At 55.1% G+C, this 14,226-nt stretch carries 14 protein-coding genes and 1 other RNA gene; 4 read left to right on the top strand and 11 right to left on the bottom strand.

The annotated features are described in order from the left end of the window. Positions 1 to 208: 208 nt before the first annotated feature. From ubiI to EKN38_RS06535, 4 genes are read right to left on the bottom strand one after another with little or no spacing between them, the layout of a single operon-like run. Positions 209 to 1,411 carry an FAD-dependent 2-octaprenylphenol hydroxylase gene (ubiI, locus tag EKN38_RS06550; RefSeq protein WP_014833187.1) on the bottom strand — a complete coding sequence of 401 codons (1,203 nt, stop codon included), beginning with the start codon at positions 1,409 to 1,411 and terminating at the stop codon, positions 209 to 211. A 12-nt stretch (positions 1,412 to 1,423) separates the two neighbouring features. After that, positions 1,424 to 2,602: a 2-octaprenyl-6-methoxyphenyl hydroxylase gene (ubiH, locus tag EKN38_RS06545; protein ID WP_014833188.1), complete on the bottom strand. Its 1,179-nt coding sequence runs from the start codon at positions 2,600 to 2,602 to the stop codon at positions 1,424 to 1,426. Further along, on the bottom strand, positions 2,599 to 3,912 hold the full coding sequence (gene pepP / locus EKN38_RS06540; protein ID WP_096927754.1) for a Xaa-Pro aminopeptidase: 1,314 nt from the start codon (positions 3,910 to 3,912) through the stop codon (positions 2,599 to 2,601). Before pepP ends, ubiH begins: the two co-directional genes overlap by 4 nt. 31 nt (positions 3,913 to 3,943) lie before the next feature. Then, entirely contained in the window at positions 3,944 to 4,522 is a 579-nt protein-coding gene (locus tag EKN38_RS06535) for a YecA family protein (RefSeq protein WP_014833189.1), read from the bottom strand. 168 nt (positions 4,523 to 4,690) lie between these two features. On the opposite strand from EKN38_RS06535, the gene zapA reads away from it, so the two are divergent. The 3 genes from zapA (at position 4,691) to EKN38_RS06520 (ending at position 5,866) form a co-directional block, all read left to right on the top strand. After that, a complete protein-coding gene (zapA, locus tag EKN38_RS06530) occupies positions 4,691 to 5,020 on the top strand; it encodes a cell division protein ZapA (protein ID WP_006811891.1) in 330 nt (109 codons plus the stop codon). Between the two features lie 41 nt (positions 5,021 to 5,061). Next, a non-coding RNA gene (gene ssrS / locus EKN38_RS06525) (6S RNA) lies at positions 5,062 to 5,245 on the top strand. A gap of 24 nt (positions 5,246 to 5,269) precedes the next feature. Beyond that, a complete protein-coding gene (locus EKN38_RS06520; protein WP_014833190.1) occupies positions 5,270 to 5,866 on the top strand; it encodes a 5-formyltetrahydrofolate cyclo-ligase in 597 nt (198 codons plus the stop codon). 107 nt (positions 5,867 to 5,973) lie between these two features. Here EKN38_RS06520 and serA read toward each other — a convergent pair whose 3' ends face one another. After that, positions 5,974 to 7,206, bottom strand: a complete 1,233-nt coding sequence (serA, locus tag EKN38_RS06515) for a phosphoglycerate dehydrogenase (protein ID WP_013098629.1) — start codon at positions 7,204 to 7,206, stop codon at positions 5,974 to 5,976. 268 nt (positions 7,207 to 7,474) lie between these two features. Further along, positions 7,475 to 8,134 carry a ribose-5-phosphate isomerase RpiA gene (gene rpiA / locus EKN38_RS06510; protein WP_013098630.1) on the bottom strand — a complete coding sequence of 220 codons (660 nt, stop codon included), beginning with the start codon at positions 8,132 to 8,134 and terminating at the stop codon, positions 7,475 to 7,477. Positions 8,135 to 8,261: 127 nt separating this feature from the next. Between rpiA and argP the strand changes: the two genes are divergently transcribed. Next, positions 8,262 to 9,155 (top strand): DNA-binding transcriptional regulator ArgP, encoded by an 894-nt coding sequence (gene argP / locus EKN38_RS06505; protein ID WP_008499727.1) that lies wholly within the window; start codon positions 8,262 to 8,264, stop codon positions 9,153 to 9,155. A gap of 48 nt (positions 9,156 to 9,203) precedes the next feature. On the opposite strand, the gene EKN38_RS06500 is transcribed toward argP, so the two are convergent. The 5 genes from EKN38_RS06500 to pgk form a co-directional block, all read right to left on the bottom strand. Next, positions 9,204 to 9,944, bottom strand: coding sequence for an oxidative stress defense protein (locus tag EKN38_RS06500; RefSeq protein WP_014833191.1), 741 nt, complete (start codon positions 9,942 to 9,944; stop codon positions 9,204 to 9,206). Positions 9,945 to 10,036: 92 nt separating this feature from the next. Next, a complete protein-coding gene (gene argO, locus EKN38_RS06495) occupies positions 10,037 to 10,672 on the bottom strand; it encodes an arginine exporter ArgO (protein ID WP_014833192.1) in 636 nt (211 codons plus the stop codon). 145 nt (positions 10,673 to 10,817) lie between these two features. Then, positions 10,818 to 11,672, bottom strand: a complete 855-nt coding sequence (mscS, locus tag EKN38_RS06490; protein ID WP_014833193.1) for a small-conductance mechanosensitive channel MscS — start codon at positions 11,670 to 11,672, stop codon at positions 10,818 to 10,820. Between the two features lie 186 nt (positions 11,673 to 11,858). Beyond that, a complete protein-coding gene (fbaA, locus tag EKN38_RS06485) occupies positions 11,859 to 12,938 on the bottom strand; it encodes a class II fructose-bisphosphate aldolase (protein ID WP_008499731.1) in 1,080 nt (359 codons plus the stop codon). A gap of 91 nt (positions 12,939 to 13,029) precedes the next feature. Beyond that, entirely contained in the window at positions 13,030 to 14,193 is a 1,164-nt protein-coding gene (gene pgk / locus EKN38_RS06480) for a phosphoglycerate kinase (RefSeq protein ID WP_014833194.1), read from the bottom strand. Positions 14,194 to 14,226 lie beyond the last annotated feature (33 nt).

The following is a 14,226-nucleotide window of genomic DNA, read 5'->3' as shown; positions in this document are numbered from 1 at the left end:
CGATTCAACCCGCATAAAATTAACAACGATCTAACAAGATTTAGCACATGGTGATATTTCGTGCGGAAAAACGGGCCGAATTTCCGCAACACAAAAATAGCCAGATTAGATTATCTAATGCGAAAAATGACGTGAAATTAGAATATTTCAAACGAGCATATTTACCCGGCGCAGAGGCCGGGTAAATAAAGTGTGACGGGGGTCTAAATCAGCGTAGCCAGTCAGGCAGGTCGTTAAGACCCATCGCCTGGCGAAGAAGTTGAGGTTTTACGCCCGGAAGGGTGTCGGCCAGTTTGAGGCCGATGTCGCGCAGCAGTTTTTTCGCCGGGTTTGCCCCGGCAAACAGCTCGCGGAAGCCCTGCATGCCTGCCAGCATCACCGCCGCGCTGTGCTTGCGGCTGCGTTCGTAGCGACGCAGGTAAAGATGCTGGCCGATGTCTTTACCTTCGCGGTGCAGACGGCGCAGCTCATTCACCAGCTCTGCCGCATCCATAAAGCCGAGGTTAACCCCCTGCCCGGCCAGCGGATGAATGGTATGCGCCGCGTCACCCACCAGCGCGAGACGGTGCGCCGCAAACTGGCGCGCGTAGCGGCCGGTCAACGGGAACACCAGACGTTCGCTCTCAAGGGTGCACAGACCAAGACGGTTATCAAACGCCATGCACAGCGCCTGATTAAACGCCTCTGGCGTCGCCTCGCGCATCAGCTGTGCTTTTTCCGGCACCAGAGACCAGACGATCGAGCACAGGTGCGGATCGCTCAGCGGCAGAAACGCCAGAATGCAATCGTTATGAAAAATCTGGCGCGCAACGCCACCGTGCGGCTCTTCAGTACGGATGGTTGCGACCAGCGCATGATGACGATAGTCCCAGAAGGTCAGGGGAATATCCGCCTTGTTACGCAGCCAGGAGTTTCCACCATCTGCCCCCACCACCAGACGCGCGGTCAACATATCGCCGCTCTGCAGGGTGATAAACGCTTCATTTTCCCCCCACGCCACCTGCTGGATTTGCGCGGGCGCGATCAGGGTGATATCGCTGCAGGATTGCGCTTTTTGCCATAACGCATGGTGAATGACGGCATTTTCGATGATATGACCCAGATGGCTATAGCCCATACTTTCATCATCAAACGCGATATGGCCAAAGCTGTCTTTGTCCCACACTTCCATCCCGTGATAGCAGCTGGCACGCTGCGCCACGATATCTGACCAGACGCCAAGGCGCGTCAGTAGTTTTTCGCTGGCGGCATTGATTGCCGAGACGCGCAGTTCCGGTGGCGCATCGTGCGCAACGGGCTGAGGCAGATTTTGCTCCAGCACGGCCACGCGCAGACCGCTGCCCTGTAAACCACAGGCCAGCGCCAGCCCTACCATTCCGCCGCCCACAATGGCGACATCAACATTTTGCACGATGATAACTCCTTAACGCGCGACCCAACCAAGGGTCCGCTGCGCCAGCACGTCACGTGCCGGAATGAATAATTCCATCGCCATCAGCCCAAGGTTGCGGCCTGCAACCAGCGGTGCCCAGCGATTGGCAAACAGATGCACCAGGCCATCGGTGACGCCGATAGTCGCTTCTTTATCCGCCCGGCGTCGCTTCTGATAATGGCTGAGCACCGGATACGCGCCGCAATCTTTTTGCTCATGCCACGCCTGGGACAGAGTCTCTGCCAGGCTCATCACGTCGCGCAACCCAAGGTTGAAGCCTTGCCCGGCGATTGGGTGCAGCGTTTGTGCGGCATTGCCCACCAGCGCCACGCGATGGGAGATGGACTGAGATGCCGTGGTCAGCGACAGCGGGTAAACAGCGCGTTTTCCCGCATGGGTAATACGCCCCAGCCGCCAGCCAAAGGCTTTTTGCAGCTCGGTACAAAAACGTTCGTCGGACCAGGCCTCAACGTCAGCCGCTTTATCCTGGGGATGACACCACACCAGCGAGCAGCGTCCGTTTGACATCGGCAGCATGGCCAGCGGGCCGTGCTGGGTGAAACGCTCAAACGCTCTGCCATTGTGTTCTCCCGCCGTGGAGACGTTAGCAATAACGGCGACCTGCCCGTAAGGCTGCGAGCGCCATTCCACGCCGCACTGGGTGCCAAGCGCAGAACGTGAACCATCGGCGGCGACCAGAAGCTGGCCATCGAGAACCGTGCCGTTTTCCAGCGTCACGCTGACCGCCTCTTCGCTACGGCTAAAGCTGGCGACGCGCGCCGGGCAATGCAGCGTCACGCCCGGGGCATCCTGCAATAAACGGAACAGACGCAGCCCGACGTCGTGAAGTTCGACCACCCTGCCTAACGCATCGATGCGGTAATCCTGGGCGTCCAGCGTCACAAACCCGGCATGGCCACGATCGCTGACGTGAACGGTGTTGATTGCCGTCGCACAATCCGCAATCGCCTGCCAGATGCCAATGCGCGCGAGCTGCTGGCATGTCCCCTGTGCCAGCGCAATGGCGCGGGCATCAAAACCGGGATGATCGGACGCCTCTGGCGCCACGGCCTCCACCAGATGGACCGGGAGTTGCCCTTTCGTCAAATGCGAGATGGCCAGTGCCAGCGTCGCTCCCGTCATCCCCCCACCCACGATAATCACGCTCATGGGCGTGCCGCTGCCATCAGCGCCTCAATGTCATCGGCGCTTTTCACCACGCCCGCGGTCAGGTTTTCGTTACCGGTTTCGGTGATGACAATGTCATCTTCAATGCGAATGCCAATCCCACGGTACGCTTCCGGCACGTCGGCATCCGGCGCAATGTAGAGCCCCGGTTCAACGGTCAGCACCATCCCCGGCTCCAGCACGCGAGAACGTTCTGCACCATACGCGCCCACATCATGCACATCCAGCCCCAGCCAGTGGCTCAGGCCGTGCATAAAGTAGGGGCGATGCGCATTTTCAGCAATCAGGGTATCCACATCACCGTTCAGGATCCCGAGCCTTACGAGGCCGGTAATCATGATGCGCACCACTTCGCCGGTCACTTCCTGGATGGAGGTGCCGGGGCGATACAGCGTCAGCGCCGTCTCAAGGGATTCAAGGACGATGTCATAAATCTCGCGCTGCGCGGGTGAGAACTTACCGTTCACCGGGAACGTACGGGTAATGTCGCCCGCATAGCCCTGGTATTCGCAACCCGCATCAATCAGTACCAGATCGCCGTCACGCAGCTCACTTTCGTTTTCGGTGTAGTGCAGAATACAGCCGTTTTCGCCGCCGCCGACAATGGTGTTGTAGGAGGGATAGCGGGCACCGTGGCGGTTAAATTCGTGGTGGATCTCGCCTTCCAGCTGATATTCAAACATGCCAGGACGGCACTTCTCCATCGCCCTTGTGTGTGCCAGTGCGCTGATTTCGCCTGCACGACGCATCACGTCCAGCTCTTCCTGCGATTTGAACAGGCGCATCTCGTGGACCACCGGACGCCAGTCCGTCAGCGTGGCCGGGGCAGAGAGATTCTGACGGGAGCCTTTACGCAGCTTGTCCAGCGCGGTAAAGACTATCTCATCGGCATACGCATACTCGCCCTGCGCGTGGTAAAGCACATCCAGCCCGTTCAGCAACTGATAGAGCTGCTGGTTGATTTCGCTGAACGCCAGTGCACGGTCCACACCCAGTTTTGCTGGCGCGGCCTCTTGCCCCAGACGTCGACCGAACCAAATTTCCGCCGTGAGATCCCGAACGCGGTTGAAAATCACGCTGTGGTTGTGGGTGTCATTGCTCTTGATCAGCACCAGTACCGCCTCCGGTTCATTGAACCCGGTGAAGTACCAGAAATCGCTGTTCTGGCGATAGGGGTATTCACTGTCGGCGCTGCGCGTCACTTCGGGCGCGGCAAAAATCAGCGCTGCGCTTCCTGGCTGCATTTTTGCCAGCAGCGCCTGACGACGACGGGAATACTCTTGATTCGAGATAACCATGACACCCTCCTGTGCGTTATTTTTCTTAATGTAAGGTTGGCTTACGGACTTCCGGTGCGGTTGGCTTTGAGCGCGTAAAGTTGTCGTGGCACAGCAGTGCCGCCACGCGAACGTACTCGATGATCTCTTCGAGAGACATCTCCAGCTCTTCCTGATCTTCTTCTTCGTCGTAACCCAGTTGCGCGATGTTACGCAAATCGTCGATCGCTTCACCCGCTTCGCCGGTGACTTTATCAAGCTTAGGCTGCGTGACGCCCAGCCCCAGCAGATAGTGGTTTACCCAACCGGCCAGCGCATCGGCGCGATCGAACACGCTGACATCGTCGCCTTCAGGCAGATAAAGCTGAAAAAGGAAGCCATCGTCTTCCAGCGAATCGCTGATTGCCGAGTGCATTTTTCGCAGCGCTTCCGCCAGTTCATGACCAAACGCCAGCCCTTCGTTCGTGAGGTCGTGGATCAGCGGCTGCCATGAGCTGTCGCTGTTTCCGCCGCATAGCATGCCACTGATCAGACCGTGCATTTCGGCAGGGGTTAAACCCACACCCTGCTGGTTCAGTAACTGGTTTAAATCGTTGTAACCAGGCATTTCGTTCTGTATAGACATGAGCTTTCGTCATCAAAGGGAGGAATATTCATGATATGCTACCACTTTGGACCCTGGTGATACCAGAAAAGGGCTTGTATCTTCACATCAGGGTAGCTATAGTGTCGCCCCTTCGCAGCCCCCGGGGCAGTAAGCGAAGGCAGCGCAGTCAATCAGCAGGAAGGTGGCATGTCTGCACAACCCGTCGATCTCCAGATTTTTGGCCGTTCACTGCGAGTGAATTGTCCTCCTGAACAAAGGGATGCTTTGAATCAGGCTGCGGACGATTTGAATCAGCGGTTGCAAGATCTTAAAGAACGCACTAGAGTCACAAATACTGAGCAGCTGGTTTTTATCGCCGCGTTGAACATCAGCTATGAACTGACTCAGGAAAAAGCGAAGACCCGCGACTACGCGGCAAGCATGGAGCAGCGCATTAAAATGCTCCAGCAGACCATAGAACAGGCGTTGCTTGATCAAGGTCGCAATCCCGAAAGACCGGGACCAAAGTTTGAATAACACTTCTCAGTTGACTATGGTAGAGTAACTGTGAAGACAAAATTTCTCTGAGATGTTCGCAAGCGGGCCAGTCCCCTGAGCCGATATTTCATACCACAAGAATGTGGCGCTCCATGGTTGGTGAGCATGCTCGGTTCGTCCGAGAAGCCTTAAAACTATGACGACACATTCACCTTGAACCAAGGGTTCAAGGGTTACAGCCTGCGGCGGCATCTCGGAGATTCCCTCACTCTTCTTCTACCCACTACCATGACCCAATTCCCTGAAGTTTTTGCCTCACGCCAGGACATTCGTCAGTTAATTCGTCAACGTCGCCGGGCGTTAACCCCTGAACAGCAAACGCATTTTGCCCAACAGGCCGCCGCACGCATGATGGCGTATCCGCCGGTGGTGATGGCGCATACCGTCGCGCTGTTTCTCTCATTTGATGGTGAGCTGGATACGCAGCCGCTCATCGAACAACTCTGGCGAGCCGGAAAGCGGGTTTACCTCCCGGTGCTGCATCCGTTTAGCGCGGGGAATCTGCTGTTTCTGCACTACCACCCGCACAGCGAACTGGTTGTGAATCGTCTGAAAATCACCGAGCCGAAGCTGGATGTACGCGACGTGCTGCCGCTGTCACAGCTGGACGTACTGATTACGCCGCTGGTGGCGTTTGATGAACAGGGCCAACGTTTAGGAATGGGCGGGGGCTTCTATGACAGGACGTTGCAAAACTGGCGGCAGTACGGGTTGCAGCCGGTGGGTTATGCGCATGATTGTCAGGCGGTAGAAGCTTTGCCGGTCGAGAAGTGGGATGTGCCGTTGCCGGCGGTGGTGACGCCATCGAAGTTGTGGGAATGGTGAAACAGGCGTGCAGCCTGATGCCCTCACCCCAGCCCTCTCCCACAGGGAGAGGGAGAAAACATAAAAAACGGTAACTCTCGTTACCGTTTTGCATTTACCTCACACCCTCAGTACAGCAGACGCGCGCGAATCGTCCCCGGAATGGCCTTCATGCTCTGCAGCGCTTTCTCGGCCACATCTTCATCTGCTTCGATATCAATCACCACGTAACCCATCTGCGAGTTCGTCTGCAGATACTGCGCGGCAATGTTGACGCTCTGCTCAGCAAAGATCTGGTTGATGGCGGTCAGCACGCCCGGACGGTTTTCGTGAATGTGCAGCAGACGACGACCACCGTGCAGCGGCAGCGACACTTCCGGGAAGTTAACGGCCGAGAGCGTTGAGCCGTTATCGGAGTATTTGCTCAGTTTACCCGCCACTTCCAGGCCGATGTTCTCCTGCGCTTCCTGAGTAGAACCACCGATGTGTGGCGTCAGGATCACGTTGTCGAACTCGCACAGCGGAGAGTTAAACGGATCGCTGTTGGTCGCAGGCTCCGTCGGGAAGACATCGATAGCCGCCCCCGCCAGATGCTTACGCTTCAGGGCATCGCACAGCGCGGGAATATCGACAACCGTACCGCGTGCGGCATTGATCAGCAGTGAACCCGGTTTCATCAGCGCCAGCTCTTCTGCGCCCATCATGTTTTTGGTTGAGGCGTTTTCCGGCACATGCAGGCTCACCACGTCGCTCATGTTCAGCAGGTCAGAAAGATGTTGAACCTGAGTCGCGTTCCCCAGCGGCAGTTTGCTTTCGATGTCGTAGAAGTAAACATGCATACCCAGGGATTCAGCCAGGATACCCAGTTGGGTACCAATGTGGCCGTAACCGATGATACCCAGTTTTTTACCGCGCGCTTCATAAGAGCCTGCGGCCAGTTTGTTCCACACGCCGCGGTGGGCTTTGGCGTTAGCTTCCGGAATACCGCGCAGCAGCAGCAGCAGTTCGCCAATCACCAGCTCCGCCACGGAACGGGTGTTGGAGAACGGGGCGTTGAAGACCGGGATACCGCGTTTTGCGGCAGCATTCAGGTCAACCTGGTTGGTACCGATGCAGAAACAGCCGATAGCGACCAGCTTTTCCGCCGCAGCAATAACATCTTCAGTCAGGTGAGTACGGGATCGCAGGCCGATGAAGTGGGCATCACGGATGGACGCTTTCAGCTCTTCAGTATCCAGCGCGCCTTTGTGAAATTCGATGTTGGTGTAACCTGCCGCGCGAAGGCTATCGAGTGCTTTTTGATGCACGCCTTCTACTAGCAGGAATTTAATCTTGTCTTTCTCCAGTGATACCTTTGCCATTTACCCGACCCTGTTTTTTTGTCTGAACTGATGTTGTGCTGGATTGAAATCCGCTTAGCCAACATATCAAAAAAAACTATTGCAGCAATATGAACGTTTGCGTCGGCACTCTGAAGAAAAGTCATACAGCGCAAAATAGCAGAGTAAAATGCTGTGGATATTTATGAATGCGGAAGGATCGGCAAGAGAGGGGCGAAAAACGTGACACAAGTCACCGAATTTAGCTTTTCAAAAATTTTTTAGCGGGGGGAGTGCTCCCCCCGTCAGATCATTTTACGATGGTTTTCACGCCATCAGCCGTGCCGATCAACGCAACATCCGCACCACGGTTGGCAAATAACCCTACGGTGACAACGCCCGGGATGCCGTTGATGGCATTTTCAAGCGCAATCGCGTCGAGAATTTCCAGGCCATGCACGTCGAGGATCACGTTACCGTTATCGGTGACCACACCCTGACGGTATTCCGGACGGCCACCCAGTTTTACCAGCTCACGTGCCACGGCACTGCGCGCCATCGGGATCACTTCAACCGGCAGCGGGAATTTACCCAGAATATCGACCTGTTTGGATGCATCTGCGATACAGATGAATTTATCCGCGACAGAGGCGATGATCTTTTCACGCGTCAGCGCCGCACCGCCGCCTTTGATCATCTGCATATGCCCGTTGATTTCATCCGCGCCATCAACGTAGATCCCCAGACGGTCCACTTCGTTCAGATCGAAAACGGTAATGCCGAGGCTTTTCAGCTTTTCCGTGGAAGCATCGGAGCTCGAAACCGCGCCCTCGATCTGCCCCTTCATCGTGCCCAGCGCATCGATAAAGTGTGCCGCCGTCGACCCCGTACCCACACCGACGATAGTACCCGGTTGCACGTACTGGAGCGCGGCCCATCCTACTGCTTTTTTCAGTTCATCCTGCGTCATGATCGTTTTGCCTGTGGTATGAAAACTTAGGGCGCATTATAGAACACGTGAGGTGGAATTCGTCTGCCACAAAGGGAAAATTGTGTCATAGTGCAGATTAAGCAAAATTAAGGAGTAAGCCAGAGCAATGAAACGTCCGGACTACAGAACACTACAGGCACTTGATGCAGTTATTCGTGAACGCGGTTTTGAGCGCGCAGCGCAAAAGCTGTGTATTACTCAGTCCGCCGTATCACAGCGTATCAAACAGCTTGAAAATATGTTCGGGCAGCCACTGCTGGTGCGTACCGTGCCACCGCGTCCAACAGAGCAAGGACAAAAGCTCCTCGCCCTGCTGCGTCAGGTCGAGCTGCTGGAAGACGAATGGCTGGGTGATGAACAAACGGGTTCTACGCCGTTGCTGCTGTCGCTGGCGGTGAACGCCGACAGTCTGGCAACATGGCTGCTGCCCGCCCTCGCCCCGGTCCTGGCCGACTCCCCTATCCGCCTGAATCTGCAGGTTGAAGATGAAACCCGCACTCAGGAACGCCTGCGCCGTGGTGAAGTGGTTGGAGCGGTTAGTATCCAGCCTCAGGCACTGCCAAGCTGTCTGGTGGATCAACTGGGTGCGCTGGATTACCTGTTTGTCGGTTCAAAAGCCTTTGCTGAACGTTACTTCCCCAATGGCGTCACCCGCGCCGCACTGCTTAAGGCGCCTGCGGTGGCGTTCGACCATCTGGACGATATGCATCAGGCTTTCCTGCAACAAAACTTTGACCTGCCGCCGGGCAGCGTGCCGTGCCATATCGTGAACTCGTCCGAGGCCTTCGTGCAGCTTGCGCGTCAGGGGACCACCTGCTGCATGATCCCACACCTGCAAATTGAAAAAGAGTTGAAAAGCGGTGAGCTGATTGATTTGACGCCGGGGCTGTATCAGCGCCGGATGCTCTACTGGCACCGTTTTGCACCGGAAAGCCGCATGATGCGCAACGTCACCGACGCGCTGCTGGCTTACGGGCACAAGGTGTTGAGACAGGATTAATCGCTTGAATTCCCTCTCCCTGTGGGAGAGGGTTAGGGTGAGGGCAAATTACTGCGCCTTAGCCGCCTCAGTTTGCTGAGTTTGAGTCGGTTCCAGCTGGAACACCACATCCACCTGATCGTCGAACTGAATGGTCGGCTGCTCATAGGTTTCCTGAGCAGATACCGGTGCCGCATCGGCTTTCATCATCCGTACCATTGGGCTTGGCTGATAATTAGAGACGTGGTAACGCACGCTATACACCGGGCCGAGTTTACTCTTAAAGCCAGCGGCCAGCTGCTGCGCCTGATGCATTGCATCATCAATTGCCGCTTTACGCGCTTCGTCTTTATATTTCTCCGGTTGCGCAACGCCCAGTGAGACGGAACGGATTTCGTTCAGACCTGCCTTCAGCGCGCCATCCAGCAGGGAGTTCAGCTTATCCAGCTGGCGGACGGTCACTTCAACGGTGCGCACGGCACGGTAACCTTTCAGGATACTTTTGCCGTTCTGGTAGTCGTAATCAGGCTGAGTACGCAGGTTCGCAGAGCTGATGTCTTTTTTGGCAACACCATTCTGCTCCAGGAAAGAGAGATATTGCGCAACACGATCGTCAGCCTGCTTCTTGGCGGAAGCGGCATCCTTCGCGGCCACATTCACTTCAATTGCCAGCGTCGCAACATCCGGTACCGCATCCACGCTGGCGGTACCTGAAGTGACGATGTGCGGGCCATTTGGCAATTCATTCGCCTGAACAGACACCGCACCTAAACTTACTAATGCCGCCAGGGCCATCACGTTAAACTTCACTGTCATTCCTCCATGTTGCGAAGAGTGCCCCAACAACAGGGCGCATGCCAGCAAGCTTAGCGGGTCTTGCTCAGTTGTCCATAAGACAACGCTTAGTTGAGCAATCCCTGAACATGATGAATCCCCTCTTTTGCCAGCTGAAAGGCAATGACCCACATCACCACGCCCACCAGCGTGTTGATGATCCGCTGGGCTTTGGCGGTACGCAGACGGGGTGCCAGCCACGCCGCCAGAACGGCGAGGCCAAAGAACCAGAGGAAGGAGGCGCTCACCGTACCCAGCGCAAACCAGCGCTTCGGTTCAACCTCCAGTTGCCCACCCAGGCTACCCAGCACCACGAAGGTGTCGAGATAGACATGCGGATTAAGCCACGTTACCGCCAGCATGGTGACGATAATCTTCCAGCGTCCCTGCTTCATCACTTCGGCGCTCGCCAGCGCCAGGTTGCTGCTCATCGCCGTTTTCAGCGCACCGAATCCGTACCACAGCAGGAAGGCGACCCCACCCCAGGTCACCAGCGCCAGCAGCCAGGGGGACTGCATCAGCAGCGCGCTACCACCAAAAATCCCGGCACAGATCAGCAGCAAATCGCTTACCGCGCACAGCAGGGCAATCATCAGATGATACTGGCGGCGAATCCCCTGGTTCATCACAAACGCGTTTTGCGGACCAAGGGGAAGGATCATGGCTGCGCCTAACGCAAGCCCCTGAAAATAGTACGATAACATGACATCAATCTCGCAGAATGGTCTTTGGTGCAGACTATACTTTGAGAATAACATTAGAGGAAATTGATAATATTAATTGGGTATTAGCAGGTCTAATGAAGAAAAAGCCCGGTGTCGCCAGCGCTTACCGGGCTTGCAGGAGACGTTATTCGACTTCTTTGACTTTTTTGACGTTTACGTCCATCTGCGGATACGGGAAGCTGATGCCGTTGGCGTCAAACTCACGTTTGATCCGCTCCAGCACATCCCAGTACACGTTTTGCAGATCGCTGCTTTTGCTCCAGATGCGCACCACGAAGTTAATAGAAGATGCCCCCAGTTCGTTCAGGCGGACGGTCTGCTCTTTATCTTTCAGAATGCGTTCGTCAGAGGCAATGATGTTAGCAATCAGCGATTTCACCTGATCGATATCAGAATCATACGCCACGCTGATAATTAACTCGTTACGGCGCACCGGCTCGCGGGAGAAGTTAATAATGTTACCCGCAATGATTTTCCCGTTCGGAACCACAACGATACGGCCATCGACGGTACGCAGAGTGGTAGAGAAAATTTGTACCTGCAGCACGGTTCCGGCAATGCCGCCCAGATCAACATACTCACCGGAGCGGAACGGACGGAAGGTGACCAGCAGTACGCCTGCCGCCAGGTTCGAGAGCGAGCCCTGTAACGCCAGACCAATCGCCAGACCCGCGGCACCAAGCACGGCGATCACCGATGCCGTCTGCACGCCAACGCGCCCCAGTGCAGCAATCAACGTAAAGGCGATAATGCCATAGCGCACCAGCGCAGAGAGGAAGTCAGCCACCGTGGCGTCAATATGTCGCGCCACCATCACCCGGTTGACCGCGTTCGATACGATACGCGCCACAATCATCCCGACGATGATGATGGCAATCGCGGCAACGATGTTCACCGCATAACTCAACAGCAGTGCCTGGTTGCGCACCAGCCAGTTGCCAGCATTATTGATGCTGTCTACAACATCGAGTTGTTCCATTTATTCTTCCTTTTGTTAAACCAAAACACAAAATCCATCCCCCATGGAGACAGGCAGGTCAGTAAAGGGTAAACAAAAAGCGCAAGTTTTGCCAAACAGATCACAAATCCAGATGTTGCAGCATGTTGAAAACGCATAAAAAAAGGCCCGCATATGCGGGCCTTCTGGTGCTGTCAGCCGTTCAGATTACAGAACGTCGATTGCGTTCAGCTCTTTGAATGCCTGTTCCAGACGGGTCACCATGGATGTCTGCGCTGCGCGCAGCCATACGCGTGGATCGTAGTATTTCTTGTTCGGCTGGTCTTCGCCTTTCGGGTTGCCCAGCTGGCCCTGCAGGTAAGCTTCGTTTGCTTTGTAGTACTGCAGGATACCGTCCCAGGTTGCCCACTGGGTGTCGGTATCGATGTTCATTTTCACTACGCCGTAGCTTACGGAGTCTTTGATTTCCTGAGCAGAAGAACCGGAACCGCCGTGGAAGACGAAGTTCAGGCTGTTGTGCGGCAGGTTGTGTTTCTTGGACACGTATTCCTGAGAGTCACGCAGGATGGTTGGGGTCAGAACCACGTTACCTGGTTTGTAAACGCCGTGTACGTTACCGAAGGACGCTGCAATGGTGAAGCGTGGGCTGATTTTGCTCAGCTCGGTGTAAGCGTAATCAACGTCTTCTGGCTGAGTGTACAGAGCAGAAGCGTCCATGTGGCTGTTGTCCACGCCGTCTTCTTCACCGCCGGTGCAACCCAGTTCGATTTCCAGGGTCATGTCCATTTTGGCCATGCGCGCCAGGTACTTAGAGCAGATTTCGATGTTTTCGTGCAGTGACTCTTCAGACAGGTCGATCATGTGAGAAGAGAACAGTGGCTTACCGGTAGCCGCGAAGTGTTTTTCACCCGCGTCCAGCAGACCGTCGATCCACGGCAGCAGTTTCTTCGCGCAGTGGTCAGTGTGCAGGATAACTGGAACACCGTAGTGTTCAGCCATCTGGTGTACGTGGTGCGCACCAGAGATAGCGCCCAGGATTGCTGCACCCTGAGGGATGTCAGTTTTCACGCCTTTACCTGCGATGAACGCAGCGCCGCCGTTAGAGAACTGTACGATAACCGGTGCTTTAACTTTTGCAGCGGTTTCCAGTACGGCGTTGATGGAGTCAGTACCCACGCAGTTAACTGCTGGCAGAGCAAAGTTGTTTTCTTTAGCTACCTGGAACACTTTCTGAACGTCATCACCAGTGATCACGCCAGGTTTTACGAAATCAAAAATTTTAGACATGTTGCTTAGTCCTGTATCTTCGGCCGTTAGAAAAGGTGCGAGCTCTTAAAGCGCGCTGAAAATTGGGCAGGTTTCCCTGCCCTTGAATGGCTTACTTCTTAGCGCGCTCTTCGAGCATTGCTACTGCTGGCAGAACTTTGCCTTCCACGAATTCGAGGAATGCGCCGCCACCAGTGGAGATGTAGGAGATTTTGTCAGCAATACCGAACAGGTCGATTGCTGCCAGGGTGTCACCACCGCCTGCGATAGAGAACGCTTCGCTGTCTGCGATAGCGTTAGCAACAATTTCAGTCCCTTTACGGAAGTTCGGGAATTCGAACACGCCAACAGGACCGTTCCACAGGATAGTTTTAGCGTTTTTCAGGATTTCAGCCAGTTTCTGTGCAGAAACGTCGCCCAGGTCCAGAATCTGCTCTTCATCTTTGATGTCGTTTACAGATTTCAGGGTAGCAGTCGCCGTTTCGGAGAACTCAGTGGCAACGCGAACATCGGTTGGAACCGGGATATCACAGGTGCCCAGCAGGCGTTTGGCTTCGTCAACCAGGTCTGCTTCATACAGGGATTTACCAACGTTGTGGCCCTGAGCGGCAACGAAGGTGTTCGCGATACCACCGCCAACGATCAGCTGGTCAGCGATTTTAGACAGGGAATCCAGAACGGTCAGTTTGGTAGAAACTTTAGAACCACCAACGATAGCAACCATTGGACGAGCGGGCTCTTTCAGTGCTTTACCCAGCGCTTCCAGTTCGTCAGCCAGCAGAGGACCTGCGCACGCAACGTCTGCAAATTTACCGATACCGTGGGTAGACGCCTGTGCACGGTGAGCCGTACCGAATGCATCCATTACGAATACGTCGCACAGTGCCGCGTATTTTTTGGAGAGTGCTTCGTCGTCTTTCTTCTCGCCTTTGTTGAAGCGAACGTTTTCCAGAACCACCAGTTCACCGGCAGCCACTTCCACGCCGTCCAGGTAATCTTTCACCAGGCGAACCGGGTTGGACAGTTTGTCTTTCAGGTAATTAACAACCGGCAGCAGAGAGAACTCTTCGTTGTACTCGCCTTCAGTTGGACGACCCAGGTGGGAGGTCACCATCACTTTTGCACCCTGCTTCAGAGCCAGTTCGATGGTTGGCAGAGATGCACGGATACGCGCGTCACTGGTCACTTTGCCATCTTTAACTGGCACGTTCAGATCCGCACGGATGAAAACGCGTTTACCAGCCAGATCCAGATCGGTCATCTTAATTACAGACATGGTGAATCCTCTCGTTGATTCTTAAAGTTTTGC

It is taken from the genome of Enterobacter sp. WCHEn045836 (assembly GCF_003965585.1).
Lineage (GTDB): Bacteria > Pseudomonadota > Gammaproteobacteria > Enterobacterales > Enterobacteriaceae > Enterobacter > Enterobacter dissolvens.
Note: the sequence above shows the minus strand (reverse complement) of the source record. Positions and strands in the feature narration are given on the sequence as shown.